Below are 19,507 nucleotides of genomic sequence, written 5' to 3' on the forward strand. Positions count from 1 at the left end.
AAATGGAAAGTCTGAACGCCCTGCTTCAGGGCATGGGGCTGATGCACCTTGGCGCAGGCCAGGCCATCATGCTGCTGGTCAGCCTGCTGCTGCTGTGGCTGGCGATTGCGAAAAAGTTCGAACCGTTACTGCTGCTGCCGATTGGCTTCGGCGGCCTGCTCTCCAACATCCCGGAAGCGGGCATGGCGCTGACCGCGCTGGAAAGCCTGCTGGCGCACCACGACGCCGGGCAGCTGGCGGTGATTGCCGCGAAGCTGAACTGCGCGCCGGACGTGCACGCCATCAAGGAAGCGCTGGCCCTTGCTCTGCCGTCGGTGCAGAGCCAGATGGAGAACCTGGCGGTGGACATGGGCTACACGCCGGGGGTGCTGGCGCTGTTCTATAAAGTGGCGATTGGCTCCGGCGTCGCGCCGCTGGTCATCTTTATGGGCGTCGGCGCGATGACCGACTTCGGCCCGCTGCTGGCGAATCCCCGCACCCTGCTGCTGGGGGCGGCGGCGCAGTTCGGCATCTTCGCCACCGTGCTGGGGGCGCTGACGCTGAACTACTTCGGCCTGATTTCCTTCACCCTGCCGCAGGCGGCGGCGATAGGCATTATCGGCGGCGCGGACGGCCCGACGGCCATTTACCTGTCGGGCAAACTGGCGCCGGAGCTGCTGGGGGCCATCGCGGTGGCGGCGTACTCGTATATGGCGCTGGTGCCGTTAATCCAGCCGCCGATTATGCGCGCGCTGACCAGCGAGAAAGAGCGGAAAATCCGCATGGTGCAGCTGCGCACGGTGAGTAAGCGGGAGAAGATTCTGTTCCCGGTGGTGCTGTTACTACTGGTGGCGCTGCTGCTGCCGGACGCCGCGCCGCTGCTGGGGATGTTCTGCTTTGGCAATCTGATGCGTGAAAGCGGCGTGGTGGAGCGTCTGAGCGACACGGTACAGAACGGTCTGATTAATATCGTCACCATCTTCCTCGGGCTGTCGGTGGGCGCGAAGCTGGTGGCGGACAAGTTCCTGCAGCCGCAGACGCTGGGCATTCTGCTGCTGGGTGTGATTGCGTTCGGGATTGGGACGGCGGCCGGGGTACTGATGGCGAAGCTGATGAACGTGTTCAGCAGGAACAAAATCAACCCGTTAATTGGTTCGGCGGGGGTCTCGGCGGTGCCGATGGCGGCACGCGTATCGAACAAAGTGGGGCTGGAGTCGGACGCACAGAACTTCCTGCTGATGCACGCGATGGGGCCGAACGTGGCGGGTGTGATTGGCTCGGCGATAGCCGCCGGGGTGATGCTCAAGTACGTGCTGGCAATGTAATCCAATCTAATCGGGAGCAGTGATTCTGTTCCCGCAAAATGAGGACACAGTAATGAGTGAAATGGTTGCGTTTCGGCAAGGTACATCCATGCCATCCAGAGAAACCATCTTGCATTATGTTGTTGAGACGGTGAATCAGATAACTGAGCTGGAGCCAGCGCTGCATTTGCTGCCGTGGTCTGGCGTCAACTCAGCAATATATGAGCAACGTTTTGCACAGTGTTACGACGAGGGGCTTTGTGCCGCACAGACGTCGGCACCGAATGTTCCGCAGGGGATTCTGCCATCGACCGATTGGGCTCAGGGTATCGGGTTACTCTGTTTTGCCGCAGGGTATATGAGCGCAGGCGAGCGGCCATTAACACACAATCAGTTATGCGATTTCGTCAAACAGGCGGCTGTTGGTTTATCGCCGATTGAGGGGGAGGCGGCGAGCGGTTTCTCGACGGTACGTAGTATTGCATTACCCGTATTCAGGCGATTACAACGCGATGGTCACGCGTCTCGGATCCTGCTGTTACAAACGTTGCTGCATCTGGTTGCCTGGAAAAGCGCATCGCAGTATGCGCGTCAACAGGCGCAACGACTGCTCTGGATGGGCGGCATTCTGGGGGAAGGGGGGGAGCATAGCCTGCTTGCACTGGATAAGGCGCTGCGTGAAGAGGCCGTTGGGGAAAAGAGTTTCCCCGCTCTGCTGATCTTCACGAGTTTCCTGGCGCATTTTCCGGCAGGGCCAGTCTTCATTGACTAGCCGTCGAACGACGCGGGCAAAAGCCGCGTCGTTTTAGTTCGACGCCGGGTATTCCTGCACCGTCACCTGGAACGTGAGCTGCTTATCATCCCGCATTACCACGACCGGAATGACGGAGCCCGGGCGAATTTCCGCCACCTGATCCATCGTCTCCAGCGCGGACACGGCGGGTTTATTATTGACCGAAATAATCAAATCATTAACCTGAATACCGGCAAGCGCGGCGGGGCCGTTTGGCGTCACTTCATTAACGACAATGCCCTGAATCGGGTCCATGCCGCTACCCTGCTGCGCGTGCAGCGGCGCGATTTCTCGTCCGCCAATACCGATATAGCCGCGAATCACGCGACCGTCGCGGATAAGCTTATCCATAATTTTCGTGGCTAGCTGGAAGGGAATCGCAAAACCAAGGCCTTCCGGCGTTTCGCCATCGTTACTCTTATCAAAAGAGAGGGTGTTGATCCCCATCAGTTCGCCTAACGAGTTGACCAGCGCGCCGCCGGAATTACCGTGGTTAATCGAGGCGTCGGTCTGGAGAAAATTCTGTCGCCCCGTCGGGTTCAGGCCGATACGACCCGTTGCGCTGATGATCCCCTGGGTAATGGTCTGTCCCAGATTATATGGGTTGCCGATAGCCAGTACGACGTCGCCAATATGCGGTGTACGCTTTGTATTAATCGGGATGGTAGGCAGCCCGCCAGTGGCGTTGATCTTCAGCACCGCCAGGTCGGTAAGCGAATCGGAGCCCACCAGTAGCGCTTCAAAGACGCGGCCATCCTGTAGCGCGACGATAATCTGATCGGCATCGTTAATCACGTGCTTGTTGGTAATAATATAACCGCGTTGATCCATGATCACGCCGGAACCCAGCGTGCGGATCTCCAGTTGATTATGCGCGGTACTGTTCATACTGCGGTTATAGACATTGACGACGGCAGGCGCGGCGCGGCGAACCGCAAAATTATAACTGGCTGGCGTCTCATCGGTACTGTCGAATTGCGGGACGGCGATAGGATTAATTTTGCGCAAAGAAGGCATGACGGCCAACAGAATAGCGCCGACAATTAAACCTATTGCGACCGAACGTAAGAGCTTCACAAACATGATGGAGGCGTCGTTAAAAAAGGGAACGGCAGCAGCATACCATGAGTTAACCGGACATCACATCGCAGGCTGATGCCCGGTTTAAGACAGGATTAGCGCAGCAACAGATAAATGTTCTCGTTGCCGCGTACTACCTGAAGAGCAATGATGGACGGTTTTGCCGCCATCACTTTGCGCATTTCGGCGATAGAACTGATGCGATCGCGATTAACGCCGATGATAACATCATCTTTTTGCAAACCGGCCTGCGCGGCAGGACTGCTTTTTTCGACGCTATCAACCTTAACGCCTTTCGTCCCGTCTTTCAGCTGGCCGTCGCTCAACGTCGCGCCTTGCAACGCCGGGGCGATCATTTCGGCGCTGGCGGAAGAAGAGGTATTGGAATCCAGCGTGACTTCCACCTCCAGCGGCTTACCATCGCGCAGCAGGCCCAGCTTCACTTTCGTGCCCGGTTCGGTGGTGGCGATACGCGAACGCAGTTCGGCAAAGCTATTCAGCGGCTTACCGTTAAGACTGATAATCACGTCTCCGGATTTCACCCCGGCCTTCGCCGAACCTGAATTGGGTAAAACCTCGCTGACAAAAGCGCCACGCTGAACGTTCAGTTTGAATGCCTTAGCGATATCAGCGGTCATTTCAGTGCCTTTAATTCCCAGCAATCCGCGTTTGATTTCGCCGAACTGAATCAACTGCTGCGCCAGCGTCTGCGCCATATTGGAAGGAATAGCAAAGCCAATGCCGATGCTCCCGCCCCCTGGCGCGAGGATCGCGGTATTAATCCCGATCAGCTCGCCGTTCAGGTTAAGCAGCGCGCCGCCGGAGTTGCCGCGGTTAATAGAGGCATCGGTTTGAATAAAGTTCTCAAGCCCTTCCAGATTAAGCCCGCTGCGTCCCAGCGCTGAAATAATCCCGGAGGTGGCGGTTTGCCCAAGGCCAAACGGATTACCGACTGCCACGGCGAAATCGCCGACGCGGAGTTTGTCGGAATCGGCGATGGCAATTTGCGTTAACTTGCTGGGATTCTGAATTTGTAACAGAGCGATATCGCTCTGGTCGTCGCCGCCGATCAGCTTCGCGTCGAATTCGCGTCCGTCATTCAGTTGAATGCTGATCTTCTGTGCCTGATTAATCACATGATTATTGGTTAATACATAGCCTTTCGCGGCATCGATAATCACCCCCGAACCGAGTCCTTCAAACGGCTGGGACGGCTGGTCTGGCAGATCCTCGCCAAAGAATTTTTTAAACTCCTCCGGCACTTTTTGGCTCTGGGCGGCGGTTCCCTCGACTTTTACGCTGACGACAGCAGGCAGCACTTTCTCCAGCATAGGGGCAAGGCTTGGCAGCGTCGCCTGGCCTGGCACCTGGCCTGGTATCGATGCAAGGGCTGGAAACGGCGCCGAAAGAGTTAACCCGACACTTAACGCTAATGCACTTAACAGCTGGGTGTGTTTTTTCATGGATGCTGCTCTCGTACCTTGAATGAACGGATAGACAATTCAAAACAGATTGATGTTATTGAATTTTCAGCCTGGTAACAATGATAATAGCTGGGACAGGAAAGATAGAGAGAGGGCGCAAGCGATGCGCCCGATAAATTTCTTAACGGCGTGCGATTAATCGCGCTTTGCGCCGCTACGTAACAGGCCAGACGCGCCTTCAGAATAATCACGTGGCATTTGCACCGGCGCCTGATCGTTGCTCGCCTCAGACTCCGCCAGACGGTTACGGAACGGATTCGACTCCGCAGACATTTCCGGCAGCAGGCTGCTGGAGCTTTTCGCCATATGCTGATATAGCTGGCGATAATCATGCGCCATGGTATCCAGCAGTTCCGCGCTGCGGGCAAAGTGGCTAACCAGCTCTTCACGGTACTCTTCCAGCTCAGCTTTGTTTTTTTCCAGTTCGTACTGCAATGCCTGCTGTTGACGTAACTTACGATTACCAAAACGCATGGCCACGGCACCAATGATGATACCGACGACTAATCCAATTAGCGCATATTCCCAGGTCATGAACATCTCCCGTTGTCTTATGTTTCCGTAGGGTGTTGGCTCCAGGCTCCATGCCCGCGCCTGATTATGCCACTATAACCGCTAATTCCGTAGAAGTGGAATCCCGACAGCATATCGCGTAGTGTAGAACGGCCTTTTTTTCGTCAGCCGTGAACGACGGCACATCGATTTTCAAGGAATAACAATAACATTATGCAAAGCCTTTCCCCTACATCGCGTTATCTCCAGGCACTCAACGAAGGCACCCATCAGCCTGACGACGTACAGAAAGAGGCGGTCGACCGTCTGGAAACCCTTTATCAGGCGCTCACCGCGAAAAAATCGTCGGCTACGCCACCCGGCGGACTGATAGCGCGACTGGGGAAATTATTAGGCAAAAACGAACCGGACGCGCAAATACCGGTTCGCGGGCTGTATATGTGGGGGGGCGTGGGGCGCGGCAAAACCTGGCTCATGGATCTCTTCTACCACAGCCTGCCGGGCGAGCGAAAACTACGTCTGCATTTTCATCGGTTTATGCTGCGCGTGCATGAAGAACTTACCGCGTTACAGGGACAGATCGATCCGTTAGACATTATTGCCGATCGGTTTAAAACCGAGACGGACGTACTGTGTTTCGATGAGTTTTTCGTCACCGATATTACCGACGCCATGCTGCTGGGCGGTTTAATGAAAGCGCTGTTTGCACGCGGCATTACGCTGGTCGCGACCTCCAATATTCCGCCGGATGAACTCTACCGCAACGGTTTGCAACGCGCCCGCTTCCTGCCAGCTATCGATGCCATTAAACAGCACTGCGACATTATGAATGTGGACGCCGGCGTCGATTACCGACTGCGGACGCTGACGCAGGCCCATTTATGGCTAACGCCGCTTAATGATGAAACCCGGCGGCAAATGGATAAACTGTGGCTGGCGTTAGCGGGGGCCGCGCGCGAGCACGCTCCGACGCTGGAAATCAATCATCGCCCTTTATCCACCCTGGGCGTTGAAAACCAAACGCTAGCGGTCTCTTTCGCTACGCTGTGCGTCGAGGCCCGCAGCCAGCATGATTACATTGCGCTCTCAAGGTTATTTCACACGGTTCTGCTGTTTGACGTGCCGGTCATGACGCCGCTGATGGAGAACGAAGCGCGCCGCTTTATTGCGCTGGTGGATGAGTTTTACGAGCGCCACGTTAAGCTGGTGGTCAGCGCCGCCGCGCCGTTATATGAGATTTATCAGGGGGAGCGACTCAAGTTTGAATTTCAGCGCTGTCTGTCGCGCCTGCAAGAGATGCAGAGTGCGGAGTATCTCAAGCGGGAGCATATGCCGTAAGCCGGACAAGCGCAGCGCCCCGGCATTGTGCGGTATCATATCTGTGCAACCTCCCCTACCGGAGGGTGAACCAGGCCTGAACAAAACCCGCGGCAAATCGCAAAAAGGGGTCGATCTTTGACCTGGACTTCTCTATAATCCTGCGACCCCACGTTACAAGAGAGTTTTTTCCCAAACTTTCTCTGTGCCGGCCAAACATATCCGAGGGGGTAGGTTTACCGGACTTTGTCGTGTGAACCTCAACTATTTAAAACGTTTGGGTGTTCACCAACGTGTAACTTATTTATTTGGGTAAGCTTTTAATGAAAACTTTTACAGCTAAACCAGAAACCGTAAAACGCGACTGGTATGTTGTTGACGCGACCGGTAAAACTCTGGGCCGTCTGGCTACTGAACTGGCTCGTCGCCTGCGCGGTAAGCACAAAGCGGAATACACTCCGCACGTAGATACCGGTGATTACATCATCGTTCTGAACGCTGACAAAGTTGCTGTAACCGGCAACAAGCGTACTGACAAAGTGTACTATCACCACACCGGCCACATCGGTGGTATCAAACAAGCGACCTTTGAAGAGATGATTGCCCGCCGTCCTGAGCGTGTGATTGAAATCGCGGTTAAAGGCATGCTGCCAAAAGGCCCGCTGGGTCGTGCTATGTTCCGTAAACTGAAAGTTTACGCGGGCAACGAGCACAACCACGCGGCACAGCAACCGCAAGTTCTTGACATCTAATCGGGATTATAGGCAATGGCTGAAAATCAATACTACGGCACTGGTCGCCGCAAAAGTTCCGCAGCTCGCGTGTTCATCAAACCGGGCAACGGTAAAATCGTTATCAACCAACGTTCTCTGGAACAGTACTTCGGTCGTGAAACTGCCCGCATGGTAGTTCGTCAGCCGCTGGAACTGGTCGACATGGTTGAGAAACTGGATCTGTACATCACTGTTAAAGGTGGTGGTATCTCTGGTCAGGCTGGTGCGATCCGTCACGGTATCACCCGCGCTCTGATGGAGTACGACGAGTCCCTGCGTGGCGAACTGCGTAAAGCTGGCTTCGTTACTCGTGACGCTCGTCAGGTTGAACGTAAGAAAGTCGGCCTGCGTAAAGCACGTCGTCGTCCGCAGTTCTCCAAACGTTAATGGGTTTCTGCTTCGGCAGACAACTGTTAGCGAAAAAACCCGCTTCGGCGGGTTTTTTTATGGCTAAAGTCCGAATCCAGTCTCTTTTCCTCCCTATCTTTAGCATTATTCTCATCTTATTCATTTTTCATGTACGCTCAGAGAAAAGGAAGTCACAGTGGGATTTTTTAACGCATTGTTTACTAAGAAAGAGTCGTTAATGCTGTCGAATAAATGGGAATTCTTTATAACAACGGTGGATGACCATGTTACGGGGATACGTGTGGATATCGGCGCCATCCAGGATGAAAAATTTGATCGCCTTATCCATACCGGGTTCTTACGTGTTCATTACACCAACTGTTATGAAAATGGTTTGCCGCAGCCCGATGAAACACAGCGTTTAAATCGTATAGAGGACTGGCTTGATGAAAAGGGGAAGACGTTTCCGATCTGGCTGGTGGGTGTGGTTACCCAACAAGGCTGGCGCGATTTTGTGTTCATGTCGGAAGAGGATCTTAACTGGGAAAAGACGCTGGATAAATTGCTCGCTGGTGGCCCGGAAATCTCTTTTAGTTATAGAGAGAGTCACAATGATAAAGGAAACTTTTACCGCCAGTTCTTGTATCCAACCCGATACGACTGGAACTGGATACACGATTCCCGTGTGTGCCGGGGATTACAGGAACAAGGTGATGATCTGACGCTTCCGCGCGCTATTGATTATTATGCGACATTGCCTACAGAGGTCGCAGCGCGCGACCTGGCGCAAGATATTGCTGCATTACCGTATGGCATAACGCTGGTCAGTATTCGAATGAATGACCCGCAACAGGGGTTTATGGCGTCTTTTATCAGCACCGATGCTCCGCAACAATGGCATATGACAGAAATCACTTGCCAGCTTACCGATCTGGCTGAAAAACATGGCGGCAGTTTTGATGGCTGGGGCGCACCGGTAGTACAGGCATAACAGGCGAAAGACAATATCTCAGGTGGGGCGAGCATTTCAGACCAGGAATATCTCTTTTTCCTCATTTCCAGAATCGACTCACCACAAAGGTCACAAAATCTGGTAAACTATCATCCAATTTTCTGCCCAAATAGCGGGGAATGTTCATTTTTTGTCTCGTTTCTGAGCAATGATGGCTTTTTTCGCCCTGGGTGACATAACATCTGGCTGGTCACATTGTGGCTGGTAGCAGTAAAAATTCTGAATATACCTGGAGGTTTTCATGGCTGTCGCTGCCAACAAACGTTCGGTAATGACGCTGTTTTCTGGTCCTACTGACATCTATAGCCATCAGGTCCGCATTGTGTTGGCTGAAAAGGGTGTTAGTTTTGAGATCGAACATGTGGAAAAGGACAATCCACCTCAGGATCTGATTGACCTCAATCCGAATCAAAGCGTTCCGACACTGGTGGATCGTGAGCTGACCCTGTGGGAATCTCGCATCATTATGGAATATCTGGATGAGCGTTTCCCTCATCCGCCGCTGATGCCGGTTTATCCGGTCGCGCGCGGTGAAAGCCGTCTGTACATGCACCGTATTGAAAAAGACTGGTATACGCTGATGAACGTCATCGTAAACGGGTCTGCTTCCGAGGCCGACTCTGCGCGTAAACAACTGCGTGAAGAGCTGCTGGCGATTGCGCCGGTATTTGGTCAGAAACCGTATTTCCTGAGCGACGAATTCAGCCTGGTTGATTGCTACCTGGCGCCTCTCCTGTGGCGTTTACCGCAGTTGGGTATTGAATTCAGCGGTGCAGGGGCGAAAGAGCTGAAAGGCTATATGACCCGCGTCTTTGAGCGTGATTCTTTCCTGGCTTCTTTAACCGAAGCTGAACGTGAAATGCGCCTCGGTCGGGGTTAACCTGTATGGATTTGTCACAGTTGACGCCGCGTCGTCCTTATCTGTTGCGTGCTTTCTACGAGTGGTTGCTGGATAACCAGTTGACCCCGCATCTGGTGGTGGATGTGATGCTGCCTGGCGTGCATGTCCCTATGGAATATGCGCGCGATGGGCAAATCGTCCTCAATATTGCGCCGCGAGCGGTAGGTAATCTGGAGCTGTCTAATGATGAAGTGCGTTTTAATGCGCGCTTCGGCGGCGTTCCCCGTCAGGTTTCTGTGCCTTTGGCTGCGGTGCTGGCGATTTACGCCCGTGAAAACGGCGCAGGCACCATGTTTGAGCCTGAAGCCGCCTATGATGAAGACGTTGTCAGCTTAAATGATGATGACAATACCGCAGGCGCGGAAAGCGAGACCGTGATGTCCGTCATTGATGGCGATAAGCCCGACCACGATGACGACAGTAGTCCTGATGACGAGCCGCCTCCGCCGCGTGGCGGACGTCCGGCGCTGCGCGTAGTAAAATAATCAACAGGCCCTGAAGGGCCTGTTTTGTTTGGTCTCCTCGCGGGTTCACCCTGCTTTTGAAGCTGTGTTACGATAAGCTTGCTATTATTTGCCACCGACCACTCATGAATGGACGTTATGAACGCATTTGATTCGCAAGCAGAAGATTCACCGACATCCCTCGGGCGTAGTTTGCGCCGCCGCCCGCTGGCGCGTAAAAAACTGTCTGAAATGGTTGAGGAAGAGCTGGAGCAGATGATCCGCCGTCATGAGTTTGGCGAGGGAGAACAGCTACCGTCTGAACGTGAATTAATGGCCTTCTTCAATGTGGGACGTCCCTCTGTGCGTGAAGCGTTAGCTGCGCTGAAGCGTAAAGGTCTGGTGCAAATCAATAACGGCGAACGCGCCCGCGTCTCGCGCCCCTCTGCTGATACCATCATCAGCGAACTGTCGGGTATGGCGAAAGATTTTCTTACTCATCCTGGCGGCATCGCTCACTTTGAACAGCTACGGCTTTTCTTTGAATCCAGCCTGGTACGCTATGCGGCGGAACATGCCACCGACGAGCAGATCGCGTTGTTAACGAAAGCGCTGGAAATTAATAGCCAGTCGCTGGATGACAACGCGCTGTTTATTCGTTCGGATGTCGAGTTTCACCGGGTGCTGGCTGAAATTCCCGGCAATCCGATCTTTATGGCTATTCATGTTGCTCTGCTGGACTGGCTAATCGCCGCCCGCCCAAGCGTTCCCGATCGTGAGCTGCATGAACATAATAACGTGAGTTATCAACAGCATATTGTGATTGTTGATGCCATTCGCCAGCGAGATCCCGATAAAGCGGATCGCGCTCTGCAAACCCACCTCAATAGCGTTTCCGCTACCTGGCACGCGCTCGGTAAAAAAAGTCAAAAAATGCGGTAGCGATCGCGCCTCCGATCCCAGTTTAGTGAAGCAGATCGCACTATAAGCGTTCTGTATTATTTGCTGCTTATTTGATCTGGTATAACAGGTATAAAGGTAGGTAGTTAATATATTCATCATCCGTAGAGGTAGGTATGGCAAAAGCATTGCAAGGCGTAATGGCGGCGTTGTTGACCCCATTTGATCATCAGCAGCAACTGGATAGCGAAAGCCTGCGCCGTCTGGTGCGTTTTAACATCGGGCAGGGTATCGATGGGCTGTACGTTGGCGGTTCCACCGGGGAAGCATTCGTACAGAGCCTTGCTGAAAGAGAGCAGGTACTGGAGATTGTCGCCGAAGAGGCGAAGGGAAAAATCACGCTGATCGCCCATGTCGGGACGGTAAGCACCGCAGAAAGCCAGCAGCTTGCCAGCGCCGCAAAGCGTTACGGTTTTGATGCGGTCTCTGCGGTGACGCCTTTTTATTACCCTTTCAGTTTTGAAGAGCACTGTGACCATTATCGGGCAATCATTGATTCCGCAGATGGATTGCCGATGGTGGTATACAACATTCCGGCGTTAAGCGGCGTAAAACTTACCCTCGATCAGATCAATACGCTGGTGACATTACCGGGCGTGAGCGCGCTGAAGCAAACCTCCGGCGATCTCTTCCAGATGGAGCAGATCCGCCGCGCGCATCCGGATCTGGTGCTGTACAACGGTTATGACGAAATCTTCGCTTCCGGCCTGCTGGCGGGCGCGGACGGCGGTATCGGCAGCACATACAACATTATGGGCTGGCGTTACCAGGGGATTATGCAGGCATTACGTGAGGGCGATGTGGCGAAAGCGCAGCGTCTGCAAACCGAGTGCAATAAGGTTATTGATTTACTGATTAAAACCGGCGTATTCCGCGGCCTGAAAACGGTCCTGCATTATATGGACGTGCTATCGGTGCCGCTGTGTCGTAAACCGTTTGCGCCTGTTGATGAAAAATACCTGCCGGCGCTCAAGGCGCTGGCTCAACAACTGATGGAAGAAAAGGCGTAACAGCATAATGCCGGGGGCGCTACGCTTGCCCGGCCTACAACAGTGTGAACAGTAGGCCGGATAAGGCGGAGCCGCCATTCGGCATAACGACAACAAAAATCGTCGGGAGAGTAAAATGAGTACTTCTACCCAGAACATCCCGTGGTATCGCCATCTCAACCGGGCGCAGTGGCGGGCATTTTCCGCTGCCTGGCTGGGATATCTGCTTGATGGTTTTGATTTTGTGTTAATTGCTCTTGTACTGACTGAGGTACAAAGCGAATTTGGGCTGACGACGGTACAGGCGGCAAGCCTGATTTCTGCGGCTTTTATCTCTCGCTGGTTCGGCGGGTTATTACTGGGCGCGATGGGCGATCGCTATGGGCGTCGTCTGGCGATGGTCAGCAGCATCATTCTGTTTTCGGTGGGAACCCTGGCCTGCGGGTTTGCGCCCGGTTACACCACCATGTTCATCGCCCGACTGGTGATTGGTATGGGCATGGCGGGCGAATATGGTTCCAGCGCGACCTATGTGATTGAAAGCTGGCCAAAACATTTACGCAATAAGGCCAGTGGTTTTCTGATTTCCGGCTTCTCCGTCGGCGCGGTCGTTGCCGCGCAGGTGTACAGCCTGGTGGTGCCTGTCTGGGGCTGGCGCGCGCTGTTTTTCATTGGCATTTTGCCAATTATCTTCGCCCTCTGGCTGCGGAAAAACATTCCGGAAGCGGAAGACTGGAAAGAAAAACACGCGGGTAAAGCGCCGGTACGTACGATGGTCGACATTCTTTATCGGGGCGAACATCGCATCATCAACATTTTAATGACTTTCGTCGCCGCCGCTGCGCTGTGGTTCTGTTTTGCCGGTAACCTACAAAATGCTGCGATTGTGGCGGGGCTGGGACTACTGTGCGCGGTTATCTTTATCAGCTTTATGGTGCAGAGCAGCGGTAAACGCTGGCCCACTGGCGTCATGCTGATGCTGGTGGTACTGTTTGCTTTCCTCTATTCCTGGCCGATTCAGGCGCTATTACCCACTTATCTGAAAACCGAGCTGGCCTACGATCCGCATACGGTGGCGAATGTCCTGTTCTTTAGCGGATTTGGCGCGGCGGTTGGTTGCTGCGTAGGCGGTTTTCTTGGCGACTGGCTGGGAACGCGTAAAGCATATGTCTGTAGCCTGCTGGCCTCGCAAATCCTCATTATTCCGGTCTTTGCGATTGGCGGCACAAACGTCTGGGTTCTGGGTCTGCTACTGTTTTTCCAACAGATGTTGGGGCAGGGGATTGCCGGGATTCTACCGAAACTGATCGGCGGTTACTTCGATACCGATCAGCGCGCGGCGGGGCTGGGCTTTACTTATAACGTCGGCGCGCTCGGCGGCGCGCTGGCGCCGATCCTGGGAGCGCTGATCGCTCAACGTCTGGATTTGGGCACTGCGCTGGCATCGCTCTCTTTCAGCCTGACGTTTGTCGTGATCCTGCTTATTGGGCTTGATATGCCGTCTCGCGTACAGCGTTGGCTACGTCCGGAAGCGTTACGCACCCACGATGCTATTGACGACAAACCGTTCAGCGGAGCCGTACCGCTTGGCAGTGGTAAAGGTGCCTTTGTAAAAACGAAAAGTTAATCCGCTTGCCCGGTTTTCAACCGGGCAATATTTGTAAGGGAGTAGTATGTCGTTACTTGAACAACTGGATAAAAATATTGCCGCTTCTGGCGGCCTGATTGTCTCCTGCCAGCCCGTTCCGGGCAGTCCGCTGGATAAGCCGGAGATTGTAGCGGCAATGGCGTTGGCGGCGGAACAGGCGGGCGCGGTTGCGGTGCGTATTGAAGGCATAGACAACCTGCGTATGACCCGCTCGCTCGTTTCGGTACCCATTATCGGCATTATCAAACGCGATCTGGACGACTCTCCAGTGCGCATTACCCCTTTTCTCGACGATGTAGATGCGCTGGCGCAGGCCGGCGCAGCTATTATCGCCGTTGATGGAACCGCTCGGCAACGGCCGGTAGCCGTTGAGGCGTTGTTGGCGCGCATTCATCACCACCATCTACTGGCGATGGCCGACTGCTCATCCGTGGACGATGGCCTCGCCTGCCAACGGTTGGGCGCGGACATTATCGGCACGACAATGTCCGGCTACACCACCCCCGATACGCCGGAGGAACCCGATCTGCCCTTAGTCAAAGCGTTGCATGACGCCGGATGCCGGGTAATAGCCGAAGGGCGCTATAACTCGCCAGCACTGGCGGCGGAGGCGATCCGTTATGGCGCATGGGCGGTGACGGTGGGGTCCGCCATTACCCGTCTGGAACATATCTGTGGATGGTATAACGACGCATTAAAAAAGGCGGCGTCATGACTACGTTAGCAATCGATATTGGCGGTACTAAACTTGCCGCCGCGCTCATCGACAACAACTTGCGCATTAGCCAGCGTCGCGAGCTGCCGACCCCCGCGAGCAAAACGCCGGATGCGTTACGTGAAGCATTAAAGGCGCTGGTTGAACCACTACGGGCAGAGGCGCGTCAGGTAGCGATAGCTTCTACCGGGATCATTCAGGAAGGGATGCTGCTGGCGCTAAACCCCCATAATCTGGGCGGCTTGCTACACTTTCCGTTAGTACAAACACTGGAAACGATCGCTGGCCTGCCGACGCTGGCGGTGAACGACGCGCAGGCGGCGGCCTGGGCGGAGTATCACGCGCTCCCTGATGATATCCGCGATATGGTATTTATCACCGTTTCAACCGGCGTTGGCGGCGGCGTTGTCTGTGACGGCAAGCTCCTTACCGGAAAAGGCGGTCTGGCCGGGCACCTGGGACACACCCTGGCGGACCCACACGGGCCCGTATGCGGTTGTGGACGCGTTGGCTGCGTAGAGGCCATCGCCTCCGGACGAGGGATGGCCGCGGCGGCGCGGGACGATCTGGCGGGATGCGACGCCAAAACCCTATTTATTCGCGCTGGCGAAGGTCATCAGCAGGCGCGACATCTGGTAAGCCAATCCGCGCAGGTAATAGCGCGAATGATCGCCGATGTGAAAGCGATTACCGACTGCCAGTGTGTGGTCATTGGCGGCAGCGTAGGGTTAGCTGAGGGATACCTGGAGCAGGTTCGCGCGTTTTTGATGCAAGAGCCTGCGCCTTATCACGTGGCGCTGAGCGCCGCTCGCTATCGGCATGACGCAGGATTATTAGGCGCTGCTTTGTTAGCTCAAGGAGACACATTATGATGATGGGGGAAGTACAGTCGTTGCCTTCTTGCGGGTTGCATCCGCGACTGCTGGATGCCTTGACTCTCGCGCTGGCGGCAAGGCCGCAGGAGAAAGCGCCGGGGCGCTATGAATTGCAGGGCGACAATATCTTTATGAATGTAATGCAGTTAACGACGCAAATGCCGGCCGAGAAGAAAGCGGAATTGCATGAACAATACATTGATATTCAGCTACTACTAACCGGCGTCGAGCGTATTGCGTTTGGGATGTCCGGTGCCGCTCGCCAGTGCGAGGAGATGCACGTTGAAGAGGATTACCAGCTTTGTAGTCAAATTGCCGACGAGCAGACTATTACGCTGCAAGCGGGGATGTTTGCTGTGTTTATGCCGGGAGAACCGCATAAACCGGGATGTGCAGTGGGTGAGCCGGATGACATCAAGAAAGTGGTAGTGAAAGTACGCGCCAGTTTGCTGGCGGCCTAAATCTCTTGCCGGAGCAGTCTTCCGAACGCAGCCCCCTTACGGGGCTGCGTGGTGAATGTGCCGGAGAGCGCGGGTATGACGGGTTAACGCTTAAACGTCACGGCTTCCGGCTGGGTCAGGTGCAGCGTCGTCTGGCTCGGCACCGTCTCGGCAATTACCCGCCCGTGGCGAATCGAGTAACGGGCAGGCGTCTGGCGACGTACCGCATCGAATCCATTCTCAGCGGGTAAGATAACCAGATTCGCGGCATGGCCGACACTCAGACCGTAGTCCTGTAAATGCAGGGTTTTTGCGCTGTGGGTAGTGATCAGATTTAACCCGTCGTTGATTTGCCCATACCCCATCAACTGGCAAACGTGTAACCCCATATGCAACACCTGCAGCATATTTGCTGTGCCTAATGGATACCACGGGTCGAAGACGTCATCATGGCCAAAGCAGACGTTGATCCCCGCTTCCAGCATCTCTTTCACCCGCGTGACGCCACGACGTTTCGGGTAAGTGTCAAACCGCCCTTGCAGATGAATATTCACCAGCGGGTTGGCGACGAAGTTAATCCCCGACATTTTCAACAGGCGGAACAGGCGTGACGCATACGCGCCGTTGTACGAGTGCATAGCCGTGGTGTGGCTGGCGGTCACGCGCGCCCCCATGCCATCACGATGCGCCAGCGCCGCGACCGTTTCGACAAAGCGAGACTGCTCGTCATCAATTTCGTCGCAGTGCACATCGATCAAGCGATCGTATTTCTGCGCCAGTGCAAAGATTTTGTGCAGCGATTCAACGCCATATTCCCGCGTGAACTCAAAGTGCGGAATGGCACCAATAACGTCAGCGCCCAAACGCACGGCTTCCTCTAACAGCGCTTCACCGTTGGGATAAGACAGAATACCTTCTTGCGGAAAGGCGACGATTTGCAGATCTACCCACGGCGCAACCTCTTGCTTCACTTCCAGCATGGCTTTCAGCGCGGTGAGCGTAGGATCTGAAACGTCAACGTGAGTACGAACGTACTGGATGCCGTTAGCCATCTGCCATTTCAGGGTCTGCATCGCGCGCGCTTTCACATCTTCATGCGTGAGCATTGCTTTACGTTCTGCCCAGCGCTCAATCCCTTCAAACAGTGTGCCGGACTGGTTCCAGCTCGGTTCACCCGCCGTTTGCGTGGTATCCAGGTGGATATGTGGCTCAACAAACGGTGGAATAGCCAGACCGCCTTCGGCATCAAGCACTTCGCCCTGCGGTAACGATGCGGCTTCCTGAGGCTCAATCCGGCTAAAGCGCCCGTTTTCAATCGTAATCTGCCATAATCCTTCGTGTCCCTGCAGACGCGCCTGACGAATGGTGATGTTATTGTTCTGCATGGCTGACCTCTGGTGATTTAGCAAGGCTGCGGTTGAAAAGTGGATTCAGCAGGATATAGCTGAAGACGCCGCCGAGTACGGCGTTGACGGGCACAATACCAGGAACATAATGTCCGGCGGCGATGCCCAGCGCGACGGAAAGAATAGCAATCCAGTTAACGGGAATAAAGCGCACGGTGTTGAAGTCGGCATAGCGGCGGCGGTTCACCAGATAGTCGGCAATAATCACTCCGCCAATCGGTGGGATGGCAGATGACAGGAACGTCAGCCAGCCGACAAAATTATTGTAAAGCCACAGCGCGCACACGGTACCGATAATCCCGTTCACCACCGACAGCGTACGGCTGGAAAGACCGGTAATATTGGCGAAGCCCAGACCCGATGCGTACAGCGCGTTATCGTTGGTGGTCCAGATATTCAGGCCAAGCACCACAATCGCGGGCAGCAGCAGCCCCTGCGCTATCATCACGTCAGAGATATCCGCCTGACCGACGGCGGCAGCGCCTGCCGCGCCAAAGATAAACATCAGCGAGTTGCCGAGGAAAAAAGCGACCATCGCAATCAGTACGGCGCTTTTGGCATGACGCCCGAAGCGGACGAAGTCGGCGGTCAATGTACCGGCGCTGACAAACGAGCCCACCACCAGCGCCAGCGCGCTGGAAAAATCCAGCGGCGTCTGCGGCACTATCGTTTTTAAATGCTCCAGCCCACCCACGCCGCTGATCGCCAGCCAGACGGAGTAGCTGCCCAGTATAACGATCGCGGGTACGGCAATGATAGACAAAATGGTCAACGCCGAGATGCCGAAAAAAATGGTCAGGGTCATCAGCAGACCCGAAACGGCAATCAGAATATTGGCATCAATGCCCGTCGCTTTACTGACCGGAATAGCGAACATCGCTACGCCAACGCCAAACCAGCCCACTTGAGTACCGCCTAGCAGTAGCGAGGGAAGCCATGAGCCTTTAACGCCAAAGGAGTAACGTGCAAGGAGGTGGGTGGAGAGTCCGGTTTTTGCGCCGATGTAGCCAAGAAATGCAGTGTAGATACCGAGGAGGAGATTACCGAAGAAAACTGCGAGGAAGAAATCATTATAAGAAAGACCGGTGCCGAGTGTCCCTCCGGTCCACATACTGGCGGAAAAAAACGTTAAACCCAACATGACAAACGTCAGTGGAATCACGCCCTTCCGTGCCGCCAGAGGGACGGGGCCCTGGCTATAATTGTTGTCCTGCGACACAACGCCTCCATGAATTTTGCCCAAAAAATCCGCCGCATAATATACAGTTCTCAGAATAAAGCAAACGTTTTCGTATGATATTTTTTTGATAATTATTCATGGCATTAATGGTTCGCTAGTTTTTCTCCGTTGTCAGTGAACCACCGCGTGTGAGTTGAGTTTCTAGCATGGTTTGCGAACGAATAAGTTCGTCTGTGAGTAATTTTTCGTCGGGCAACTGCACTTTGTACTCGCTCGCCATGATGGTGTTTGGCAGGCCAGTCAGCGCGTAATGCGCTTCCCCCGCGCCTTTCCCTGCGCACAAAACCAAGCCGACTGGCGGGTTTTCTCCGGGCATTGTCCAGTGCTCTTTGGCATAGTTCAGGTACATATTCATCTGCCCGGCATCCGCATAACCGAATTTGCCTACCTTCAGGTCAACGAGCAACAGGCAGCGCAAGCGACGATGGAAGAACAGCAGGTCGACGCGGAACCAGCTATCGTCTATGCGTAGTCGGCGTTGGCGGCCAACAAAAGCAAAATCGTCACCGAGCTCCAGCATAAAGTCCATCAGGTGGCTGAGCAGCGCGTCTTCGAGATCTGATTCGGAATATTCGTCCTTCAGGTTAAGAAATTCCAGAATGAACGGGTCGCGTATGGCTTGCTCCGGCAAAACGTTTGGCTCGGCGGGTGCAGGCTGCTGCAACATGGCGGATTTGTCGTGGGACAGTAGCGTTCGTTCGTAAAATTGAGTGGCGATTTGCCTGTCGAGCTGCCGTACGGACCAGCCGTTACGTAGCGTCTCTTTCTCGTAAAAAGTGCGGGCATCGGGATTTTTTACCGACAAGAGGCGGACATACGCTGACCAGGGAAGAGGGAATGTTTTGGCGAGCGGTATGAGATTTGAAGATTCCGCAGACAGTGTCTGCGGAATTTCAATGTGTTGAAAACAAAGATAAAATGTACGAATTTGCCATAGGTTTCTGGTGGAAAAACCGCGCTTATAGCGCTGACTTAAATCTACCGATAATCGTTCGATAAGCTGGGTGCCATAGGCCGCTCGCGCTTCTCCTCCCTGTTCAAATTCGACAATGCGTCGGCCAATTTCCCAGTAGGTGGCAGTCATAATGGCATTGATGCTGCGCACGGTCTCGGTACGTGCCGTATCGACCAGACGAATAATACCGTCATGAATTTGCTGATATTCATCAGACTGTGGCGCTAAAGTTGGATTCGTCATGTCATCCCTTACGTGATAGTTTCATTGTGAAATTAGAACGCTATCAATACGCTTCAGGCGTAAACGGATCAATCTATGAACGGATTTTA

General features: G+C 54.3%; 20 protein-coding genes. 14 read left to right on the top strand and 6 right to left on the bottom strand.

The genetic code is table 11. From position 1 onward, the window contains the following. The first annotated feature begins 2 nt into the window (after positions 1–2). Both QEN32_RS02505 and QEN32_RS02510 read left to right on the top strand, forming a co-directional pair. Positions 3–1,304 (top strand): oxalacetate decarboxylase subunit beta, encoded by a 1,302-nt coding sequence (locus QEN32_RS02505; protein WP_265321920.1) that lies wholly within the window; start codon positions 3–5, stop codon positions 1,302–1,304. Between the two features lie 19 nt (positions 1,305–1,323). Then, positions 1,324–2,055, top strand: coding sequence for a triphosphoribosyl-dephospho-CoA synthase (locus QEN32_RS02510; RefSeq protein WP_023206698.1), 732 nt, complete (start codon positions 1,324–1,326; stop codon positions 2,053–2,055). Positions 2,056–2,088: 33 nt separating this feature from the next. Here QEN32_RS02510 and degS read toward each other — a convergent pair whose 3' ends face one another. The 3 genes from degS to zapG all read right to left on the bottom strand — a co-directional run bounded on the left by degS (position 2,089) and on the right by zapG (position 5,174). After that, positions 2,089–3,159, bottom strand: a complete 1,071-nt coding sequence (gene degS / locus QEN32_RS02515) for an outer membrane-stress sensor serine endopeptidase DegS (RefSeq protein ID WP_000497705.1) — start codon at positions 3,157–3,159, stop codon at positions 2,089–2,091. Between the two features lie 92 nt (positions 3,160–3,251). Further along, complete coding sequence (gene degQ, locus QEN32_RS02520; RefSeq protein ID WP_000716690.1) at positions 3,252–4,619, bottom strand: serine endoprotease DegQ; 1,368 nt, start codon at positions 4,617–4,619, stop codon at positions 3,252–3,254. Between the two features lie 156 nt (positions 4,620–4,775). Continuing rightward, on the bottom strand, positions 4,776–5,174 hold the full coding sequence (zapG, locus tag QEN32_RS02525) for a Z-ring associated protein ZapG (protein ID WP_001519074.1): 399 nt from the start codon (positions 5,172–5,174) through the stop codon (positions 4,776–4,778). 192 nt (positions 5,175–5,366) lie between these two features. On the opposite strand from zapG, the gene zapE reads away from it, so the two are divergent. The 12 genes from zapE to nanQ all read left to right on the top strand — a co-directional run bounded on the left by zapE (position 5,367) and on the right by nanQ (position 15,595). Beyond that, entirely contained in the window at positions 5,367–6,491 is a 1,125-nt protein-coding gene (zapE, locus tag QEN32_RS02530) for a cell division protein ZapE (RefSeq protein WP_001191220.1), read from the top strand. A 302-nt stretch (positions 6,492–6,793) separates the two neighbouring features. Continuing rightward, on the top strand, positions 6,794–7,222 hold the full coding sequence (gene rplM / locus QEN32_RS02535) for a 50S ribosomal protein L13 (RefSeq protein ID WP_000847559.1): 429 nt from the start codon (positions 6,794–6,796) through the stop codon (positions 7,220–7,222). A gap of 15 nt (positions 7,223–7,237) precedes the next feature. Continuing rightward, complete coding sequence (gene rpsI, locus QEN32_RS02540) at positions 7,238–7,630, top strand: 30S ribosomal protein S9 (protein ID WP_000829815.1); 393 nt, start codon at positions 7,238–7,240, stop codon at positions 7,628–7,630. A gap of 199 nt (positions 7,631–7,829) precedes the next feature. After that, a complete protein-coding gene (locus tag QEN32_RS02545; RefSeq protein WP_000950539.1) occupies positions 7,830–8,582 on the top strand; it encodes a DUF695 domain-containing protein in 753 nt (250 codons plus the stop codon). A 262-nt stretch (positions 8,583–8,844) separates the two neighbouring features. Next, positions 8,845–9,483, top strand: coding sequence for a stringent starvation protein SspA (gene sspA / locus QEN32_RS02550; RefSeq protein ID WP_000257298.1), 639 nt, complete (start codon positions 8,845–8,847; stop codon positions 9,481–9,483). A gap of 5 nt (positions 9,484–9,488) precedes the next feature. After that, complete coding sequence (sspB, locus tag QEN32_RS02555; protein WP_000366112.1) at positions 9,489–9,989, top strand: ClpXP protease specificity-enhancing factor; 501 nt, start codon at positions 9,489–9,491, stop codon at positions 9,987–9,989. A 108-nt stretch (positions 9,990–10,097) separates the two neighbouring features. Then, complete coding sequence (gene nanR / locus QEN32_RS02560) at positions 10,098–10,889, top strand: transcriptional regulator NanR (RefSeq protein ID WP_000382926.1); 792 nt, start codon at positions 10,098–10,100, stop codon at positions 10,887–10,889. A gap of 134 nt (positions 10,890–11,023) precedes the next feature. Next, the gene (gene nanA, locus QEN32_RS02565) at positions 11,024–11,917 is read left to right on the top strand and encodes an N-acetylneuraminate lyase (protein WP_265321921.1); all 894 of its coding nucleotides are present in this window, start codon (positions 11,024–11,026) and stop codon (positions 11,915–11,917) included. A gap of 115 nt (positions 11,918–12,032) precedes the next feature. Further along, the gene (gene nanT, locus QEN32_RS02570) at positions 12,033–13,523 is read left to right on the top strand and encodes a sialic acid transporter NanT (protein ID WP_000108074.1); all 1,491 of its coding nucleotides are present in this window, start codon (positions 12,033–12,035) and stop codon (positions 13,521–13,523) included. Positions 13,524–13,569: 46 nt separating this feature from the next. Continuing rightward, positions 13,570–14,259 (top strand): N-acetylmannosamine-6-phosphate 2-epimerase, encoded by a 690-nt coding sequence (locus QEN32_RS02575; protein WP_000054439.1) that lies wholly within the window; start codon positions 13,570–13,572, stop codon positions 14,257–14,259. After that, a complete protein-coding gene (nanK, locus tag QEN32_RS02580) occupies positions 14,256–15,131 on the top strand; it encodes an N-acetylmannosamine kinase (protein WP_000208981.1) in 876 nt (291 codons plus the stop codon). Before QEN32_RS02575 ends, nanK begins: the two co-directional genes overlap by 4 nt. Then, a complete protein-coding gene (gene nanQ, locus QEN32_RS02585; RefSeq protein ID WP_000979900.1) occupies positions 15,128–15,595 on the top strand; it encodes an N-acetylneuraminate anomerase in 468 nt (155 codons plus the stop codon). The genes nanK and nanQ overlap by 4 nt, the downstream gene beginning before the upstream one ends. A gap of 83 nt (positions 15,596–15,678) precedes the next feature. Here the strand turns inward: nanQ and QEN32_RS02590 are convergent, their stop codons facing one another. The 3 genes from QEN32_RS02590 to QEN32_RS02600 all read right to left on the bottom strand — a co-directional run bounded on the left by QEN32_RS02590 (position 15,679) and on the right by QEN32_RS02600 (position 19,418). Further along, a complete protein-coding gene (locus QEN32_RS02590) occupies positions 15,679–16,959 on the bottom strand; it encodes a cytosine deaminase (RefSeq protein WP_001648384.1) in 1,281 nt (426 codons plus the stop codon). Next, positions 16,946–18,199 carry a cytosine permease gene (gene codB, locus QEN32_RS02595; protein ID WP_079966984.1) on the bottom strand — a complete coding sequence of 418 codons (1,254 nt, stop codon included), beginning with the start codon at positions 18,197–18,199 and terminating at the stop codon, positions 16,946–16,948. Before codB ends, QEN32_RS02590 begins: the two co-directional genes overlap by 14 nt. Before the next feature lie 115 nt (positions 18,200–18,314). After that, positions 18,315–19,418 carry a PDDEXK nuclease domain-containing protein gene (locus QEN32_RS02600; protein ID WP_000184305.1) on the bottom strand — a complete coding sequence of 368 codons (1,104 nt, stop codon included), beginning with the start codon at positions 19,416–19,418 and terminating at the stop codon, positions 18,315–18,317. Positions 19,419–19,507 lie beyond the last annotated feature (89 nt).

This window comes from Salmonella sp. SA14318 (genome assembly GCF_029866905.1).
Classification (GTDB): domain Bacteria; phylum Pseudomonadota; class Gammaproteobacteria; order Enterobacterales; family Enterobacteriaceae; genus Salmonella; species Salmonella enterica.